Source organism: Pyxidicoccus sp. M15, assembly GCF_056858435.1.
The window spans coordinates 12,561,171-12,578,916 of record NZ_CM166495.1; the positions used below are offsets into that span (position 1 = coordinate 12,561,171).

Annotated in this window: 14 protein-coding genes; 5 read left to right on the forward strand and 9 right to left on the reverse strand. The window is 71.7% G+C overall.

The annotated features are described in order from the left end of the window. Positions 1–41: 41 nt before the first annotated feature. Genes ACX9TP_RS46895 through ACX9TP_RS46905 form a run of 3 tightly spaced genes read right to left on the reverse strand, consistent with a single transcriptional unit; the run spans position 42 to position 2,691 of the window. On the reverse strand, positions 42–746 hold the full coding sequence (locus ACX9TP_RS46895; protein ID WP_482977245.1) for a DUF899 domain-containing protein: 705 nt from the start codon (positions 744–746) through the stop codon (positions 42–44). After that, positions 743–1,429: a Vgb family protein gene (locus ACX9TP_RS46900; RefSeq protein WP_482977246.1), complete on the reverse strand. Its 687-nt coding sequence runs from the start codon at positions 1,427–1,429 to the stop codon at positions 743–745. Before ACX9TP_RS46900 ends, ACX9TP_RS46895 begins: the two co-directional genes overlap by 4 nt. Further along, positions 1,426–2,691: a helix-turn-helix domain-containing protein gene (locus ACX9TP_RS46905; protein ID WP_482977247.1), complete on the reverse strand. Its 1,266-nt coding sequence runs from the start codon at positions 2,689–2,691 to the stop codon at positions 1,426–1,428. Before ACX9TP_RS46905 ends, ACX9TP_RS46900 begins: the two co-directional genes overlap by 4 nt. A 269-nt stretch (positions 2,692–2,960) precedes the next feature. Here ACX9TP_RS46905 and ACX9TP_RS46910 point away from each other — a divergent pair, with 269 nt between their 5' ends. Both ACX9TP_RS46910 and ACX9TP_RS46915 read left to right on the forward strand, forming a co-directional pair. Continuing rightward, entirely contained in the window at positions 2,961–3,410 is a 450-nt protein-coding gene (locus tag ACX9TP_RS46910) for a hypothetical protein (RefSeq protein WP_482977248.1), read from the forward strand. A 58-nt stretch (positions 3,411–3,468) separates the two neighbouring features. Further along, positions 3,469–4,578 carry a hypothetical protein gene (locus ACX9TP_RS46915; RefSeq protein WP_482977249.1) on the forward strand — a complete coding sequence of 370 codons (1,110 nt, stop codon included), beginning with the start codon at positions 3,469–3,471 and terminating at the stop codon, positions 4,576–4,578. Positions 4,579–4,641: 63 nt separating this feature from the next. On the opposite strand, the gene ACX9TP_RS46920 is transcribed toward ACX9TP_RS46915, so the two are convergent. From ACX9TP_RS46920 to ACX9TP_RS46930, 3 genes are all read right to left on the reverse strand, one after another. Next, positions 4,642–5,523, reverse strand: a complete 882-nt coding sequence (locus ACX9TP_RS46920; RefSeq protein WP_482977250.1) for a YIP1 family protein — start codon at positions 5,521–5,523, stop codon at positions 4,642–4,644. Between the two features lie 71 nt (positions 5,524–5,594). Beyond that, a complete protein-coding gene (locus ACX9TP_RS46925) occupies positions 5,595–7,817 on the reverse strand; it encodes a serine hydrolase domain-containing protein (RefSeq protein ID WP_482977251.1) in 2,223 nt (740 codons plus the stop codon). Next, positions 7,814–9,109: a GDSL-type esterase/lipase family protein gene (locus tag ACX9TP_RS46930; RefSeq protein WP_482977252.1), complete on the reverse strand. Its 1,296-nt coding sequence runs from the start codon at positions 9,107–9,109 to the stop codon at positions 7,814–7,816. Before ACX9TP_RS46930 ends, ACX9TP_RS46925 begins: the two co-directional genes overlap by 4 nt. Before the next feature lie 207 nt (positions 9,110–9,316). On the opposite strand from ACX9TP_RS46930, the gene ACX9TP_RS46935 reads away from it, so the two are divergent. Next, on the forward strand, positions 9,317–9,871 hold the full coding sequence (locus ACX9TP_RS46935) for a helix-turn-helix domain-containing protein (RefSeq protein WP_482977253.1): 555 nt from the start codon (positions 9,317–9,319) through the stop codon (positions 9,869–9,871). A 12-nt stretch (positions 9,872–9,883) separates the two neighbouring features. Here ACX9TP_RS46935 and ACX9TP_RS46940 read toward each other — a convergent pair whose 3' ends face one another. Next, entirely contained in the window at positions 9,884–10,975 is a 1,092-nt protein-coding gene (locus tag ACX9TP_RS46940; protein WP_482977254.1) for a helix-turn-helix transcriptional regulator, read from the reverse strand. 411 nt (positions 10,976–11,386) lie between these two features. On the opposite strand from ACX9TP_RS46940, the gene ACX9TP_RS46945 reads away from it, so the two are divergent. Beyond that, positions 11,387–11,815: a ribosomal maturation YjgA family protein gene (locus ACX9TP_RS46945; protein ID WP_482977255.1), complete on the forward strand. Its 429-nt coding sequence runs from the start codon at positions 11,387–11,389 to the stop codon at positions 11,813–11,815. Here ACX9TP_RS46945 and ACX9TP_RS46950 read toward each other — a convergent pair. Next, a complete protein-coding gene (locus ACX9TP_RS46950) occupies positions 11,799–12,218 on the reverse strand; it encodes an ATP-dependent helicase HrpB (RefSeq protein ID WP_482977256.1) in 420 nt (139 codons plus the stop codon). The two genes, ACX9TP_RS46945 and ACX9TP_RS46950, sit on opposite strands and share 17 nt — an antisense overlap. Before the next feature lie 113 nt (positions 12,219–12,331). Continuing rightward, positions 12,332–15,037, reverse strand: a complete 2,706-nt coding sequence (locus ACX9TP_RS46955; RefSeq protein ID WP_482977257.1) for a T9SS type A sorting domain-containing protein — start codon at positions 15,035–15,037, stop codon at positions 12,332–12,334. 237 nt (positions 15,038–15,274) lie between these two features. Between ACX9TP_RS46955 and ACX9TP_RS46960 the strand changes: the two genes are divergently transcribed. After that, complete coding sequence (locus ACX9TP_RS46960; RefSeq protein WP_482977258.1) at positions 15,275–17,692, forward strand: CapA family protein; 2,418 nt, start codon at positions 15,275–15,277, stop codon at positions 17,690–17,692. Positions 17,693–17,746: the final 54 nt, after the last annotated feature.

Below are 17,746 nucleotides of genomic sequence, written 5' to 3' on the forward strand. Positions count from 1 at the left end.
CTTCATCGCCGCCGCGTCCATGCCCTCCCGGGCAGGTCCCTTCACCGGTACTCGTCCCGGTGCTTGACCCAGGCCATCGGCTTGGGGAGCCCCTGCTCGTCGCGGCCCTTCGGCACCAGGTCCAGGTACTGGTACGCCGTATTCATCGCGTCGATGCCCCGCGCGTAGCAGGAGTACGTGTGGAAGACGTCGCCCCGCTCGTCCTTGTAGAACGCGCTGATGCCGGGCAGGTCCGTCATCTGCATTTCGAGCGGCGCGTAGTTGTACGTCCCCCCCTTCCCGGCGAGGTCCTCCGGCGTGAAGGAGACGGCGTAGTCGAAGTTGAAGTCCGTCCCGGCGGACGACACCCACTTGAAGCTCCACCCCATGCGGCGCTCGAACGCCTGGAGCTTCGCGAAGGGCGCGCGGGAAATCGCGACGAAGGACACGTCACGCTGCGCCAGGTGCGGCACGACGCCGTTGAAGCTGTCGGCCCAGAACGAGCAACTCTTGCAGCCCGCCTCCCACTCCGGGGCGAACATGAAGTGGTACACGACGAGCTGGCTTCTGCCCTGGAAGAGCTGCGACAGCGTCTCCTCGCCGCCGGGCCCCTGGAAGACGTACGGCTTGTCCACCCGGACCCAGGGAAGCTCGCGCCGCTCCTGGCTCAGCCGGTCTCTCGCGTGGGTGAACTCCCGCTCCTTGAGCAGCAGGCGCTTGCGCGCGTCCAGCCACTCCTCACGCGTCACGACCTTGTGGGGGTTCATGAACGCGCCCCCTTCGGCCGCCGCACGGCGCGGACCTTGCCGCTCGACCCACCGCCACAGAAGAACAGCGCCCCACCGTCCGACTCGAGCCCGGACACCATGGCTCCAGGAGGCATCTCGAGCCGCTCGAGCACCTCGCCCGTGTCCGGCTGGATGCGGCGCACGTCGCTCGCGTCGCCTTCCCAGGTGGCGTGCCAGAGCTCGCCGTCGACCCATGTCACCCCCGTCACGAAGCGGTTGGACTCGATGGTGCGCAGGATGGCGCCCGTCTCCGGGTCGATTTGATGAATCTTGCGCTCCCGGTACTGGCCGACCCAGAGCGTGCCCTCCGCCCAGGCGAGCCCGGAGTCCTTGCCGCCTCCGGGCGCCGGTATCGACGCGAGGACCCTTCCCGTCGCCGGGTCGATCTTGTCGATGCGCGCCTCGGCAATCTGGAACAGGTGCTTGCCGTCGAACGCGGTGCCCGCATCCGACGCGACGTCCAGCGTCCGCACGGGCTTGCCGCTCTCGGGGTCGAAGGCGACGAGCTTCTCGCCGGTGGCCGCCCATACGTGGCGCCCGTCGTGCGTGACACCGTGCACATGGTCGGCGCCCGCGAACGGGCCGTATTCCCGCACGACCTCGGCGGCCTGGACTCGGGCCGGAGGTTGCGCCAGGGCTGTCTTGCTTTGAGTGCGCGTCATGAAGTGGCTCCTCGCGGCTTCTCCGCCGCTCCATGCAATGAGTACCCAGCCGGCAGCGTCGCGGGGAGTAACAACGTCGTCGTGAATCCCGTGAGCGGAGGCGACAACCATCGCTGAGCGCGGGCCCGCCCCACCGAGTGCACCCGTCCCGCGGCTTCGAGCTCGGCGAGCGCCCGCTGGACCGAGCGCTGGCTCTCCCCGAGCGCGAGCGCGAGCGCCGAGGTCGACCACGCTTCACCGTCGGAGAGCAGCGCGAGCAGCGACGCCGGGTCTCCGTCGATGGGTGGCAGGAGCACGGAGACCTCACGGGCAGGGCGCGGCGTGAGCGCGAAGCCCTCGGGGGTGGCGTCGACGCGGGCCAGCGGCGCGAGCACCGCGCGCAGGCGGCCGACCTCCACCCGCAGGCGGACCCGATGGGACTCGTTCGCGCGGCGCGCACCGAAGACGCGGGCAATCAGGACGTCGCGGTCGACGCCTTGCGGCCAGGCCTCCCCCAGCGCGCGTGCCAGTTCGAACAGGACGGGTCTCCGGGCGAGGGAGACCTCCTGTGCTCCGCTTCGCAGCACGCGATGGCAGGCGTCGACGACCAGCTCGCCCGAGGCGAAGGCGGCCTCCACGTCTTCGAGCAGGAGCGCCCGCTCGGAGCCCGCGCGGAGCTGGCGCGCGACGGGCCGTTCGAGCGCCGCGTGGGCCTGTTGGACTTCGGCCACCAGGGCGGGCACGCGCGCGCGCATCGCCGCCTCGCGAGCCCTTTCGAGCGCCTCGCGCGCCGGGCGTGTCCGGACCCGTCTCGAGGCGATGTCGGCCGCCACGAGCTCCGCGACGGCCACGAGCGCGGGCGGCATGCCACGCACGTCCAGGTGTGCGAGCGCAGCCTCGGCCTCGTCGAGTCTGCCGAGCAGCAGGAGCCGGCGAATCGCGATGAGGCGTGCATGCAGTGCGTTCGCCCGGTCCCCCCGGGCATCGAGTGTCACGAGTGCGGCGTCGAGCGCGCGTGGGGACCAGGTCAGGTCACGCACCGCCAGCGCAATCTCCGCTTCGGCCACCCGGCACCGTGCGCGTGCAAGGTCCTCCGTGGGGCCGAAGCCACGGGCGGCGCGCCGCAGGAGCTCACGCGCCCGCGCATGCTCACCGAGCTGGGCCATCGCGATACCGCGCAAGGCGAGCGCCGGGGCGTCGTCGCGAAGGGCAACGCGCCTCAGCGCCCCCAGCGCATCACCGGCGGAGAGCGCTCGTGCGGCCGCGGCAATCATGGAGTCCATGCCGACAGGCTACCTTGAGGCGCATTCGCCCAGTCCCTGTCAGCAGCTCGTCCCGTGGAACAGCTTCACGCCGCGCCCGCGCATCACCAACTGGAGCCCCCCACGCTCCCTCCCCGTGGTCCGGATTCGCGCCGCGCTTGTTACTCCCCGGAGCTGGAGCCGCTGACTATGGATTGCCCATGCGGACCCCGCCTCCCCGACCTCGCACCGAGCCGTCCCGCGCCTTCCTGCGCATTCCTCGCGGTGCGCTCCTCCCGATGCTCGTGGGCGTGCTCCTGCCCAAGTGCCCGGTGTGCATCGCCGTCTACCTGTCCGCCATCGGCACCGGGGCGAGCATCGCGCAGGGAGCAGCCCCGCTCGTCGTCCACGCGGGAAACGCGCTCGTCGCCCTCGCGCTCGTCGTCTCGGGCGTTCGCGTGGCGCGGGCGCGTCACCCCTGGCTGATCGCCCTGTTCGCCATCTCCGCGGGCGCGCTCCTCCTCCTCGCACTGGCGTTTCCGACCCTGCTCTGGCCGCGCCTCGTCGCGCTCGCAGGTGTCGGTGTCTCCCTCCTGCGCTCCAGGCCCATGACGCGCCCGGCCAACGCGCACGTACCGGCAAGCGAGCTCCAGGCCTGCTCCATGGAAGCAACGTCCGCAACGGGAACACAGGGCAGGCGTGCGGGTTTCACAACCCGCACGCCCAAACGTTTTGTGTACCACCTGCTACGCCGTGAGTGACTTCCGCCCACTCCCGCCGTTCTGCCATGTTGCAGGTGTCACTCCCCCGGAGAGCCTCATGGACCGCCGTCTCGGCCCCGCGTTCTTCCTCGGTTCCGCGCTTCTGCTCGGTGGCTGCAAGAAGTCCCAGGACCCCGCCCCCGTGGCCCCCTCCCCGGCTCCGGCGGAGGCGAAGGCCGTGGCTCCCGTGCCCGCGTTCACCCTCTCCTACCTCCAGGACGCCTCGCCCTCGGGCTGCACCTGGACGCGCCAGGACACGGCCGGTGCGAAGAAGGCCCTCTTCACCGTGGACGCGGCGTGCACGCGGCTCGGACTGGCGTGGAGCCCGGACGGCCGGCAGGGCGCGGTGGTGGACCGGGGCAGCGGCTCCCTGAAGCCACGCGCCTGGCTGGTGGACATCCAGGCGGGCCAGGGCACTCCGCTCGCGCTGCCGGAGACGGGCCACACGGAGGCCGTGGGCTTCGACGCCGCGGGGCGCCCCGTCGCGCTGGTGTCCCAGGTGGACGACCTCGTCCGCAAGACGGAAGGCGCCGACGAGTACTTCCTCTTCGAGGGTCAGCGCATCACCATCACCGAGCCCGCCGAGGGCGGCTCCGGCCTCGCCCACGCCTTCCGCCGCGAGGGGGACGCGTGGAAGCGCATCGAGACGGTGGCCACCGTGTACGAGTCCGACGACGCCGCCGGCACCGGCGCGCTCACCACCGTGAGCATGCTCGTGTCCTCCACCTCGGGCATGGACCCGGACGCGCCCGCGACGAACGCGTTCCCCGAGGGCAGCGAGGACGCCGCCCGGCTCGATGCGGTGGTGCAGGAGAAGGGCCACGACAGGTTCGGCGAGTGGGTCTCCCTCGAGACGGACGGAGGCCCCCTCTACGCGTGGCGGGCCACTGGCGAGCTGTCCGCGCTGATGCCGCCGCTGCGCTGGGAGGTGCAGGACCGGCTGGTGGAGCCCGAGGAGCTCGCCCTGGCGCCCGCGTCCGCGGTGGACCTGCGGGTGCGCGGGCCGCTGCTGCTCGTCTCCGGCGACAAGGCCGTGCGCGTCTACGACGCGAAGGCGAAGCGGCGCGTCTTCGCACTCGACGGCGTGCACGCCACGCGCTTCTGGCCGAAGCCGCGCACCGTCACCGCGGCGGTGCCCTCCGACGGGTCCACCGCCACCGCGCAGTAGCCGCCCGCGAAAAGAGCACGGGCCATCAAATGGGCGCCGGGCGAGGCATTCAGGTCGCCGCGCTCACTGCGCAATCGCCCTCACGACGGCGAAGAACGCCAGGTAGCTGCCGCCGCACAGGAAGCAGGTGAGCGCGGGCCCCGCGAGCGCGCCGAACGCCGCCCCGCCCCAGCTCACCGCGTTCAGGTGGCGGTAGGCGACGATGCGCAGGCCGACGGCCCACAGCGGGGCCACGTAGATGCCGCACATCGGAATCAGTCCAATCAGGTAGGGCGCCTGGGACAGGGCATTGCCCCGCAGCGTCACCGCGTACGGGTGCTCGCTGCCCGCCATCCGCAGCAGCAGGTGGTCCACGCCGGAGCTGAACAGCGTGACGAGCACGCCCATGAGGGGCGCCAGGACCATCATCGCGGCGAACATGCCGGCGCCAATCGCCTTGAACGCCGCCGGGTCCACGTTGTCGGCCTTCATCGTCTCGTCCGGCATGGGGAACACGAGCATGAAGGCCATGTAGACGAGCGCCGTGGTGAAGTAGCCCACGAAGTTGCACAGCATCGCGAAGCCGAGCGAGCTGCCCACCGTGCCCTCCGGCTTCACCCGCTCGAAGGTGGGCCCCGGGCGGAACATGATGTCCAGGCACGTCTCCCAGAAGGCCCGGAGCGTCCCCACCTCCTCGCGCCTGTCCCACGCCAGCAGCCCCGCCGGCTGGCGCTCATGGCACGCGGCGCAGACAATCTCGCCCCGCGAGCCCTGCCGCAGGCACTTCGCGCACGCGAAGTTGCCGCAGCGGGCACAGGCACTCAGGCTCTGGTACTCCGGGTGGACGGCGCACACCGCCTCGCCGGAGCCCGGCACCGCCTCCTTCAGCAGCGAGGCGCCACACATTCCGCAGGAATCGGCGCCCGGGATGATGGCGGCCGGGCAGTTGGGACAGGGGATGCGCATGGGCGCGCCCATCCTCGCACGGTGGTGCCCGCGCGCCACGGACTCTCCGAGCCCGCGCGTGCGCTCCAGGGCTACTGCTGGCGAGGACGCACGAGCCCGTGGTCGTCCGGCACCGGACCGCTGCCAGGGCCCCGCTCCGCGCCCGCGCGGCTCGCGGACGTCGAGGGCGCCGGCGCCACCTCCCGGGCCCGCCGGGCCTGGCGCAGCGCCGCCTTCGCCTGGGCCTTGTGTCCCTGCGCGCCCTCGCGCTTCGCCAGCGCCTCCCACAGCTCGGGCGAGTCCGGGTGCAGCACCACGCCCGCGCGCAGCAGGCCCAGGCCCACCAGGGGCGACTCCGCCTCGCCCACGCGCTTGAGCAGCCCGGCGGGAGCCAGCGACAGCGCGCCCTGCGGCGTGGCCAGCGCCTCGCGCAGGTGCGGCAGCGCAGCGCCGTCCCGCTTCGCCGCCAGCAGCGCCTGGGCCAGCGCCACCCGCGCGTCCACGCTGCGCGGCTGCAGCTCCACCGCGAGCTCCAGCCAGCGCAGGCGCGCGGCGGTCTGCTTGCGCAGCGCATGTCCCTCCGCGATGCGCAGCAGCTCATCCGAGTAGTCCGGCCGCACCTCCGGGGCCCGGGCCGCCGCCTCGCGCAGCGCGGGTCCGTGGCGCTCCGGGTCCTTCATTTCATCCAGCCGCTGGTGGCGCAGTGCCGGCACCTCGGCGCGCTTCCAGCTCGAGACGAAGCGCAGCAGGTCCTCGCGCAGCGGCCCGCCGAAGCGCTCCGTGTCGGGCAGGCCCTGCGCGTCGCACGCGGCCAGGTAGTCCGCGAAGAAGGACAGCGGTCCCTCGGCGGGGTAGGTGCGCAGCCGCTCGGCGCCGTGGGCCTTCTCCAGCGTGCGCGCCATGTGCGTGCCCACGCGGATGAAGACGGAGCCCATGCGCGGGTCATGCGCCCCCTTGATGCGCTCCAGCGCCGTGCGCGTGTCCTTCGCAATCACCTTGCGGTCCAGCAAGTCGGAGACGCGGGCGAAGGCGCCGGGCACATCCTCGTCCGGCGGCAGCGTGCCCGGCCCGCGCGTGGCCCACTGGTGGTACGCCAGCCCGTAGCTGGCGATGCGGCCCAGGCCCTCGTACACCACCGCGTCCACCGCGTCCGCCAGGTGCGCGTCGCGCCGCGTGACGCCGTCCTCCAGCACCTGCTCCATCAGCCGGATGGACAGGCGCCGCAGCCGCTTCGCCTCGCCCTCCACGTTGGTGGCCAGGGCAATCACCGTGTCCTCGGCGGGGAACATCACCAGCAGCGTCGTCGTCTCCGGCTGGCCGCCCGCGTGCGCCACCAGGTAGTGGCCGCGCAGCGGGTAGGTGGCGAAGCCCATGCCGTAGTCGGTGAGGCGCCCGTCCGCGGTGGCCATGGACGCCTGCATGCGGCCCATCGTGTCGCGAGACACCAGCGTGTTCGCCAGCACCGCGCGGCCGAAGCCGAGCATGTCCCCCACCGTGGCGCGGGTGCCGCCGCCGCCGAAGCGGCTGGACACGTCCAGGAAGCGCGACGGCTTCAGCACGCCGCCCACCACCCGGTAGCCCACCGCCTGGTGCTCGTCGCGCGTGGCGGTGATGTCCAGGTCGGCGTGCTCCATGCCCGCGGGCTGGAAGACGTGCTCGCGCAGGTAGTCGCGGTAGGACTGGCCGGAGGCCGCCTCCACCGCGGCGCCCAGCAGGTTGAAGCCCCACGTGCTGTAGAGGTAGCGGCTGCGCGGCTCGAAGACGAGCGGCTTGTCCGCGAACATCGCGAGGGCCTCCTGCGTGCTCACCGCCTTCACGTTGTTGCTGGAGGCCAGGCCGTCATAGGTCGGCACGCCGCTCAGGTGGCCCAGCAAGTCATGCACCGTGACGGGCCACTGTTTCTGGGGCCAGGACGGCACCACGGTGGTGAGGTCCGCGTCCAGGCTCAGCTTCCCCTGCTCCACCAGCTGGAGCACCGCCACCGCGGTGAAGGACTTGGTGACGGACGCCATGCGGTACGTGGTGCGCGGCGTCGCGGGCAGGCGGCGGGCCAGGTCACGCTGGCCGTACGCGCACACCCAGCGCTGCGCTCCCCGCGTGACGCCCACGGACATGCCCGCCACGGGCCCCTGCGACAATTCGGAGCGGACGATGGCGTCCAGCGCGCGCTGCGCCTCGGGCGGGAAGGCACGCGGCGAGCCCTCGGCGTCGACGGGCTCGCACACCGGCGCGCCGCGCGGCGCCGCCCACGACGTGGCGGGCCCGACGAGCAGCAGGACGGCGGCGACCAGGGACTTCAGGAACGGGGAGCTCATGGCGCGGCCTCCGCGGTGGGCGCGGGCGTGGAAGTGGCCACCCTGTCGGCGCCGGGCGGAGTCTCCACCCAGGCGCGCAGCAGCGCGTCCGTGACGAGGTGGCCGAGGAGGTCCAGCCCCCGGCCTTTCGGGTGCACGAGGTCCTCGTGCATGAAGCCCGCCTTGTAGAAGCGCGCCAGCGAGCCCGCGCCGCCCATGGCGGTGAAGGTGTCGAAGAAGGCGCAGCCCTCGGCCAGGGCGATTTCGCGCTCGGCGCCCACCACGGACTCCAGGAACGGGCGCTGCTTGAAGGTCTGCGCCTTTCCGCGCGAGTCGCTCACGGCGTCCATGGGCCCCACCACCATGCAGGCGCTGGCCGGGGCCGCCGCGCGCGCGCGCCGCAGCAGCGTCTGGAGGTCCGCGCGCAGCTTCTGCAAGTCCATGCGCTTCCACTCCAGCCGCTTGGACTCGTTGCCGCCGAGGAAGAAGAGCATCAGCTTCGGCTCGCGCTCGGCGAGCTGCGCCCGGAGCATGGCGTCGTCCACGCGCGCGTAGAGCCCCGCGTCCGCGGAGGGCACACCCAGCATGTCCAGGACGATGCCGGGGCGCGCGTGCTGGAGCACCACGCCCTGCACCACCGCGCCCTTGCCCTCCGCCACCACGTCCACCGACGTGGCGCCCTCGGGAAGCTCGAAGCGGGTGGCGTGCGCCGCGCCGTCGCCCACGGGCTCCGTCTTCGCGAGCACCTGGCCGCCGCTGGACACGGTGAGCGCCCCGCCCTTCGGCACGTCCAGCCACCACAGCGTGCCCCGGGACTCACCCTCCAGCTTGAAGCGCGCTCGCGCCTTCGCGGTGGTGGCCACGTGGTACACGCCGGTGATTCCGAAGGGCAGCGGCGGCGCGCGCAGCTCGCCCAGCGTGCGCGGCTGCCACCCGCTGGCGCTGTGGCTGGCGCGGCTCCTGCCTCCGTAGGGCGCCATCCGGTCCACCAGCAGCAGCCCCCGTCCGGAAGCTCCGAAGGCCGTGGACAGATCCTCGCGGAGGATGTCCACGATGCGGTCTCCCGCGATCAGCGAGTTGCCGAAGGCCTCGATGACGGTGGGGCCGGAGGCCCTGCCCACCGCCAGCGCATCCAGCGACGCGAAGAAGGGCGCCAGCGCGGTGCGCGCACAGGCCGTGCCGTCCGGACTCACGCACGGGTCATCCACCTTCGCGCCGGGCGCGCCGAGCCGCTCCGCCAGTTCCTGGAGCGCCTGCACGCGTGCCGGGCGGGCAGGCATCACCCGCGCGGGCGCGGACGGCGGCTCGCGCACGGCGATGGGTGCTGGCGCGGGTTGGGGTACGGGAGACCCCTCAGGCGCGACGGGCAGGACGGATGTGGGCGTGAGGCGTCGCGGCTCCGACCCGATTTCACAGGCGGCCAGCAGGCCACAGGCCAGGACAGGGAGCCAGACCCGTCCCCAGCGAACTTCCGAATGCATCATGCGCCGGGGAGCGTAGACGAAAGCCTCCGCACACGCATGTTCCCGGCCGGGCGCGATGCTTCCCTGCCCGCTGGAATCATCCAGCCTCGCAACCCGAATCCCGGTCAGCCGCTGGCGGTTCGCTTTGTCTCCGACACCCCAACCCACGAGAACGGGCCCTGCAAACCTGCACAGTCAAACCTCGAACATCCTCACTTCACTTGGGGCACCAATGCCCCAAATTATCCGCCGCTGCTTATGGAGAAACCAAAAAACAGGGTAGCCAACTGGACGCGGCTGCACCGACGGTTCGGCGACCACGTACGCAAACTGAGGAACTCTCGCGAGCTGACACAGGAGACCCTGGCCGAACGCAGTGACCTTTCCGTCGACGCCATCCGCCGTATCGAGCGCGGCTCGTTCTCTCCTTCTCTGGACACGCTGGGCAAGCTGTCGGTGGGCCTGGACGTGTCGCTGAAGACGCTCTTCCAGGGCTTCGAGCGCGAGCGCACCGATGCCGTGGCGGAGATCTGCGACTTCCTCGCCCACCGCTCGGGCCGGGAAGTGCAGCGGGCCTGGCGCGTCATCCAGGCCCTGTTCGAGGAACACTGACGCGTCTGACGCTCACCGCCTCCGCGCCGCACGGTGCAGGAGCGCGGCGCGGCTGGACACCCCCAGCTTGTCGAAGACGCGCTGGAGGTGCTTCTTCACCGTGCCCAGCGAGCACTTCAAGTCCTCCGCGATGAGCTGGTTGTCCCAGCCGCGCAGCACGCCTGACACCACCTCCACCTCGCGCGGTGTGAGCCGCTCGCGCCACGCCTCGGGCAGCGGCGTGCCATGCGGCGTCTCCCGCAGCAGCAGCGCCCACTCGCGCGGGCCCGTGCCGTCCGGGGGCAGCGGCACGTAGGTGACGCGCAGGTCCATCAGCGGCCCCTCGCGCCGCCATTCGTCCGGGGGCGGCACCTCCAGTCCTCTCGCGCCGGACAGCCGGGCCAGCGGCGCCAGCAGGGCCCGCGGCAGCCCTCCGGGCCCACGCTCCAGCGGAGAGAACCACTGCTCCAGCAACGCGGTGGCGTGCGCGGTGCGCATCACCTCGCGGCCGGAGGGCGCCAGCACCACGCACTCGGCCCCCTGGTGGTGGAAGAGGGTGTCCAGCAGGGCGGCACGACGCGACTGCTGGCCCAGCAGCCGGCAGTTGCGCACCGTGCTGACGAGCATCGGCGTGAGCCGCTGCAACAGGGCGCGGTCCTTGTCCGAGAAGGGCCGCTGACGCTCGCGGTACAGCGTGAGGCCACCGTGCCAGTCGCCGCGCACGTCCAGCAGCACCGACATCACGTGGCGCATGGGGAAGCCAATGTCGTGACAGCGCTGGTACAGCGCCGTGCGCTCCAGCTCCAGGGGCGTCACCATCTCCGCGTCGCGCAGCACGACGTTGGGCTGGTGGACGACGGCGTCGCGCACGAAGTCCACGGCGGACAGCTCGGCGTAGTGGGTGACGAAGGCCTCCGGCATCCGCGTCACCACCCAGTCGTAACCGCCGGGAAGCTCGGGCTGGGACACGCACATGGCCGCGCAGTCCGCCGGCAGCAGTCGCGCGAGCAGCCCGTATGCCCCGTCCAGCACCTCCGAGAGGTGGAGCGAGCTGCCCAGGGTCTCCACCAGCTCCAGCACGAGCCCCTGCTCGTGGGCGTCCAGCTGCAGGGACGGGCCTCCCATGCGGCACCTCCGGAGTGGAACGGGTGGGTACCCTATCACCCTGGGGCGGAGGCGGGCCGCCACCCACGCGGAAGGAACCGTCATTCCGCTCAGGGCCCTCCGCCCCAGGGCCGGAAGGAACGTTCATTCCGGATGCGGCTGCGCTCCCCGCGGGCACCTGGCCGAAAGGAACCCTCATTCCGCTCAGGGCCCTCCGCCCCAGGTCCGTAAGGCACCCGCATTCCGGATGCGGCCGCGCCCCCCTCGTGGGCCCCCGGACGGAAGGAACACTCATTCCGCTCTGGCCCTCCGCCGCGCAGACCGGGCCGGAAGGAACCCTCATTCCGGATGCGGCCACGCCCCCTCGCGGGCACCCGGCCGGAAGGAACACTCATTCCGCTCAGGGCCCTCCGCCGAGTAGACCGGGGCGGAATGAACATTCCTTCCGCCCCACGCCCGTCGCCGCGCCGGGTGCGCCTCACTTCGCTGGTGCTGGCGGTGCTCGTGCTGGCGCTGGGTCTGGCCTCGCGCTCGAAGTCGGTGGCGTGGCCGCCGTTCTTCGCCGAGTACGCAGGGGACACGCTGTGGGCGCTGCTGGTATTCCTGCTGCTGCGCTTCGTCGCCCCCACGCGCCCGGCCCTCCACGTGGCGGCCGCGGCCCTGGCCTTCTCCTTCGCGGTGGAGTTCAGCCAGCTCTACCAGGCCCCCTGGCTGAACGCGGTGCGCAGGACGCTGCCGGGCCGGCTGGTGCTGGGCGCGGGCTTCTTGTGGAGCGACCTCGTCTGCTACACGGCCGGCGTGCTGGCGGGGCTCGGCATGAGCGCCGCCCTGCGCCTGCGCGCGGCTACACCTGCGTCTTGACCACGTCCTTCAGACCCGTGGTGGCCTTCTCCACCACGCGACTCACCAGGTCCAGCTCCTGCGTGTAGCGGTACATGGAGGCCTGGAGCGATAGCAGCTCCGCGTTGGAGAACGGCTTGCCGGAGCTGGCCTCCCGGATGATGCGGTCCATGTCGAGCTGCCCCTGCTCCAGCGCACGCACGACGCTGGAGACGGCGTTGAGCACGGGCCGCTCCGTGCGGGCGACCTCCTCCACCGCGTGCACACCTTGAACCGCGGGCGTGCCGGAGACGCGGGCCTTGTCCGCGAGGGCTCCGTCGAACCGCGACTCCCCCTGCTTGTCCATGGGCGCCGCCTGCGCCACGCCCTGCTGCTGCGAGGGCATGGGCTGCGCGGCGGGGACACCGGTCATCGGGCTCGTCATGGGCTGCCTCCTCCAGAACGCTCTTTCCAGAAGAAGTATCCCCGCCGGCCCTGACACCCCCGGCACGCGAGCGCCACCCCTGGGGGCACGGGGCAGCGCTCGCATGCCAGCGGCTACTGGATGGCCACCTTGCGGGTGAGCACGTCGTCGCCCACCGTCAGCCGCAGCGAGTAGATGCCGGGCGTCAGCGCGCCGCGGTCCAGCGCCAGGTCGTGGGTGCCGGTCGGGTACGCGCCGGAGGCCAGCTCGCGCACGAGCGTGCCCTTCGCGTCGTACAGGGCCGCCGACACGGTGGCGGCGGAGTCCACGCGGAACCGCACGCTCGCCGCTTCCACCAGCGGGTTGGGCGACACGCTGAGCCGCTCGTGGCTGTTCTCCGCGCGGGGCGCGAGCGACGCGCGCTCATCCGCCACGCCGTACCGCCGCTGGAGGAGCTTGCGCACGAAGTTCTTCGAGTTCGCCAGCGCCGACGGGGCCACGTACGCGCCATCCGCCGTGTAGCTGTCGCGCCGCCACTCCTTCAGCACCTCGTCCATCAGCGCACCGTCACGCTCGAAGGTGAGCCGGGCCAGCGCCATGGAGGCGAGCGAGGAGTCCAGGCCGTCCTCCTCGCTGGCCACCACCTTCTCCATCAGGAAGGGCACCGCCACGTCCTCGTGGTTGCGCAACCAGCGCTCCAGCTTCTTGAACTCCGGCTGCGCGAAGAACACGGCCGGGTCGCTGAACCTGCGCAGGTCCTCGGAAGCGACGCGGGCCAGCCAGTCGTTGTAGAGCCGGTCCAGCTGGGGCCGCGACTTGCCGGCGCTCGCGCGCAGCTCCGCGAGCCTGCCCGCCTCGGAGCGCGTCAGCTCCACGCGGGGCACCACGGTGAGGCCCGTGGCCACGGACTCCTCGAAGGTGAGGGACGGCGTGCTGACCTTCTCCACGCCCAGGACGCCGGGCGCGAAGGGCCAGGGGTTGTACGGGTCCCTCGCCGCGTCGCGGTAGTAGCCGATGATGCTGCCGTAGCTGGTGCCGTTGAGCGCGTTCATCGGATGGAAGATGCGCTCCAGGCCACCCGGCTTGCTCTCCCAGTCATACCCGTGCGGGTGGCGGTTGCCCTCGCGGCGCACGGAGAAGTGCGTCACGTCGTAGATGGTGCTGCTCTTGGACCAGACGGCGACCTCGGCGTTGCTGGAGTTGGCGTCGACCCGCGTATACGTGGTGGCGCCCGTGTAGCGCGGCGGGTTGTTGCCGAAGTAGTTGTCCCACGAGTACCAGGAGTAGGGATTGCTCCACACGGTGCCGTTGATGCAGGTGGAGCTGCTGTACTCGGACGTGAGGCAGGACCAGTACCACCCGTTCGTCAGGCCGCCGGCCCACGACGCGCAGTTGTACGTATTGGTGGAGGGCGCGGTCTGCATCGCGTCCGCCTGCTTCAGGTTCGGGAAGGAGTTGAACGGAGAGCCGCTGGGGTGCTTCACCGAGCCGTACACGTCCGCGTTGCCCCAGTAGACGTACCAGGCGCCCTCGGCGGACACGAGCATGTACATGTTCATGTACGAGGTCGTGTTCTTCACGATGCGGAAGCGCGCGTCGTCGTACCAGTTGTAGTCCATGGGCGGCAGGTACCAGTACCGGCCTCCCGCGAAGCGCATCGGCGTCAGGTTGCCCTCCGGCGCGAGCCACAGCATGGGCAGGCCGGTGGAGTAGCCGGTGAAGTAGTTGAGCGTGCCCGTGTTGGACGTGCCCACGCTCACCATGTAGCCGGACACCACCGCGTTCTCCTGCAGCAGCACGCCGTTCTGGTAGACGTTGACGGTGCCCGCGGAGCCCGTGGACGTGCCCGCGTAGTAGCTGCTGTAGGCGCGCAGCACGAGGTTGTATTCACACGTCTTGGGGATGTTGACCGAAATCTTCGGGTGCCGGCCGATGTCGTCGTCGTTGGACCAGGCCACCGTGTTGTCGGTGGAGCAGAACAGGTACATCACCGGGTCCACCGCGTAGTAGTCCTGCCCCGCGATGGGCGCCGTGTTGAACGTCACGTTGGTGCCCGCGTTGAGCGTGAGCTTGCGGTAGTACGTGTAGACCACTGGCACCGTCATCAAGTGCGCGTAGTTGCCGTTCGGGTTGCCCAGCGTGTACGGCGTCACCTGCCACGTGTACGAGCCCGTGGAGGCCGCGCCCTGGATGGGGCCTGTCGAAGGCGGTGGCCCCTGCGGCGGCGCGACGGGCTCCACCTTGTCCTGGCGGCCCACGCGCAGGTCCGCGCCGCGCTTCAGGCCGGAGACGTACTCGTCGAAGACGCCCATGTCGAAGGTGGCCTGGCCCTCGTTGGCCACGAGCTTCACCGCGTCGACATCCGGGAAGTGCGGGGCCGCGCTCTCGAAGGTGAGCGTGTGGCGGCCGGCGGAGAAGTAGACGCGCCCCTGGCCCTGGATGCGCGACGGCTGCCAGCCGTTCTTCTTCAGGTCCAGGTCCCCCAGGGCCTTGCCGTCCAGCGACACGGAGATGCGCTGAAGCGGGTACGCCTTCGCCTTCGCCTCACGGGCATCCGCGGGGACGGCATTCACCGCCTGGGCGTGCGCCGCGATGAAGTAGTCGCCGGCCCGCTCCACCTCGAGGATGAAGGTCTTCAGCAGCCGTCCCTCCTGCTGCTCCGTCCGTGAGTCCACGTACAGCCGGCCACCCTCGATGTCCCGCCCGCGCGAGGCGAACGCCGCCGAGTCACGCGAGAGCTGGAGCGGTGAGAAGGACTCGGGTGCGGGAGCAACGTCCTGCGCGGCGACCACGGGCAGCGAAGCCAGGCACAGCCATGCAACGAGCGGGTGTTGTCTCATGCGGCTCCTTTCAAGAGGAGGCCGGATGATTCTTGATTTATGAGATTTGCTTCAAGATTGGGCAAACTCAGACCAACCCGGAACCCAGCAAGCTGTTGTAATTCATGACTGTTTCATGTCGGCTCCCGGACGAACGGAGGGCAGGCGACCAGGCTCCGAGCAGTGAACGTTCCTGGCGCCCGCCTGACACCGCTTCCACCCTCGAACACAGACAGGCGTGCGAGGGAGGGGACGGAGATGTGGCATCGGTGGCTGCCCGCCGGAGGTCTGGCGCTGTGTCTGGTTGCCTGCTCGAGCGAGCCTCAGTCGCGGCAGGACCCGGGCGCGAAGGAACCGGCCGTGGAGGAGCCCGACGCGGGCGTCTCCCCTGCTCCGACCCCCGGCCCGCTGCCTGCCCCCAACCCCGTCCCCGAGCCGACGCCGGACCCGACTCCGGACGACCCGCCTCCGCCCGAGGACCCTCCGGTGCTGACGACCTGCGCCCCCGAGCCCGCCGGTGACACCGGCCCGGTGCCCGAGGCCGAGCGCAAGGCCCGCAAGGACTACGCCTGCACCGGCATCGCGCTGGAGGGCACCGTGCTCTCCACCTCGGGCGCACCCGTGGCCGGCGCGACGGTGAAGCTGGGCGAGGCCACCCAGCGCACCGGCGCGGACGGACGCTTCCGCTTCCCCGTGCTCGCCCGGCACAACGCGCTCCTTCACGTGGAGGCGGAGGGCTTCCGCCCGTCCCTCGCCGCGGTGGAGTTGCGGCGCGGCCTGTCCGAGACGCGGGTGGACCTGCCCCCGCTGCGGCTGACGCCGAAGGACGGCGGCGTGCGGATGCTCTTCGGCGGAGACGTGTCGCTGGGGCGACGCTTCCTGGACCCGACGGACCAGACGCCGAGAGACCGCGTCCCCAAGGACCACCCCGACGCGCTCATCCGCGTGTCGGACCCGCTGCCCGGCACGAAGGCGGTCTTCACGCACATCCGGCCCTTCTTCCAGGCGGCGGAGTTCCGCGTGGTGAACCTGGAGACGCCGGTGACGGACACGCCGGCCACGCCGCACGGCTCGAAGGACTTCGCCTTCTTCACCCTCCCCGGCTCGCTGCCCGCGCTGCCCTGGCTGGGCGTGGACTACGTGAGCCTGGGCAACAACCACGTCTACGACTACCTGGAGGCGGGCCTGCAGGACACGCTCCGCCACGTCTCCTCGGTGGGGCTCTCGTACAGCGGCGCGGGGCGCACTCCGGACGAGGCCTTCCGCCCGTGGCGCACGGAGCTGGCGGGCTCGCCCTACAGCTTCATCTCCATGTGCGCCATCAGCGGCGCCGGCGAGGAGCATGACTACGTCGCCGGTCCCACCCAGGGCGGCGCGGCGGACCTGCGGGACACCGCGCGCGTGGCGGCGGTGCTTGGCGGTGAGAAGAGCGCGCAGCGGGTGCCCATCGCCATGCTGCACACGGGCGCCGAGTACAGCGAGCGGCCCGCGGCGTTCGCCGAACAGCAGATGCGCAACGCGGTGGACCAGGGCGCGGCGCTCGTCATCGCGCACCACCCACACACGCCCCAGGGCTTCCTGCGCTACCGGGGCGTGCTGGTGGCGCAGTCGCTCGGCAACCTCGCCTTCGACCAGGACCGGCTGGAGACGATGGTGGGCATGATGACGGAGGTGGAGCTGCGCGGCGCCACCGTGTCCCGCGCGCGCGCCCTGCCCGTCTACATCGAGGACTACCGCCCCCGCCCCGTCGCGGGCGAGCTGGCGGAGCTCACCCTGCGCAACCTCTCCGAGCTGTCGCGCGAGGGCGGCGTGGCGCTGGTGCCGCAGCTGTCGTCGGGAGAGCTGCTGCCCGAAGGCCAGTCCGCCGCGGTGGCCGAGCGCACGGTGGACGTGCCGGTGACGGTGGATGCGAGCGGCGCGGCGACGGTGGACCTGCGCCCCCTGCGCCGCGAGGGTGAGTCCATGGCCGTCGCGCAGCTGCTGGGCGCCAATGGCCAGGGGGTGACGGCGCGGCGGCTGCGCGCCGGGCGGGACGTGCTGCTGCACGGCGACTTCGAGGACCACGACGTGGACGGCGACGCCAGCGAGGCCGCGCGCTGGGAGCTGGACGGCGGAGCGGGCTTCGTGTGCCAGGACGCGCCGCACCGGGGCGCCGCGGCGCTCTGCCAGGCGCGCAGTGCGAGCGACAGGAAGGACGCGGTGGTGGACCTGCACAACCGGCTCCGCCTGCCGGGCTTCGCGGAGGGCCAGCCCCGCCAGGACCTGACGGTGGTGGGCTGGCTCAGGGGCCGCGGCGCCGGCGCATTCCGCGTCGTCGTCCAGTATCAACCCATCCAGTTCCATAACGTATTCGGCGAGCAGGACGTCCTGCGCCACCCGGGCGGCACGTTCGACTGGACGATGGTGACGACGGACCTGAGCTTCCCGCGCTCGCCGCCCCAGCCGGACCTCTACAACGCGCCCTGGGCCCTCCAGCTCGCGCTGCGCGAGGCACCACCCGCCAAGGGGTCGGGCCTGCTCGCGGTGGACGACCTGGCGGTGGTGGCGTGGGAGCGCGACGGCCAGGGAGGCACCCTGCGCCTGGAGACGCCGCAGCCTCGCGACTTCGTTCGGGTGGAAACGAGTCCAGGCGGCTACACGCTGCGTGTCACCTTCCGGGAGCACCGCGTGCCTTGAGACATTCGCCGGTATTCCCCCTTCCCATTCGCGGCGTTCCCACCACAATGCAGG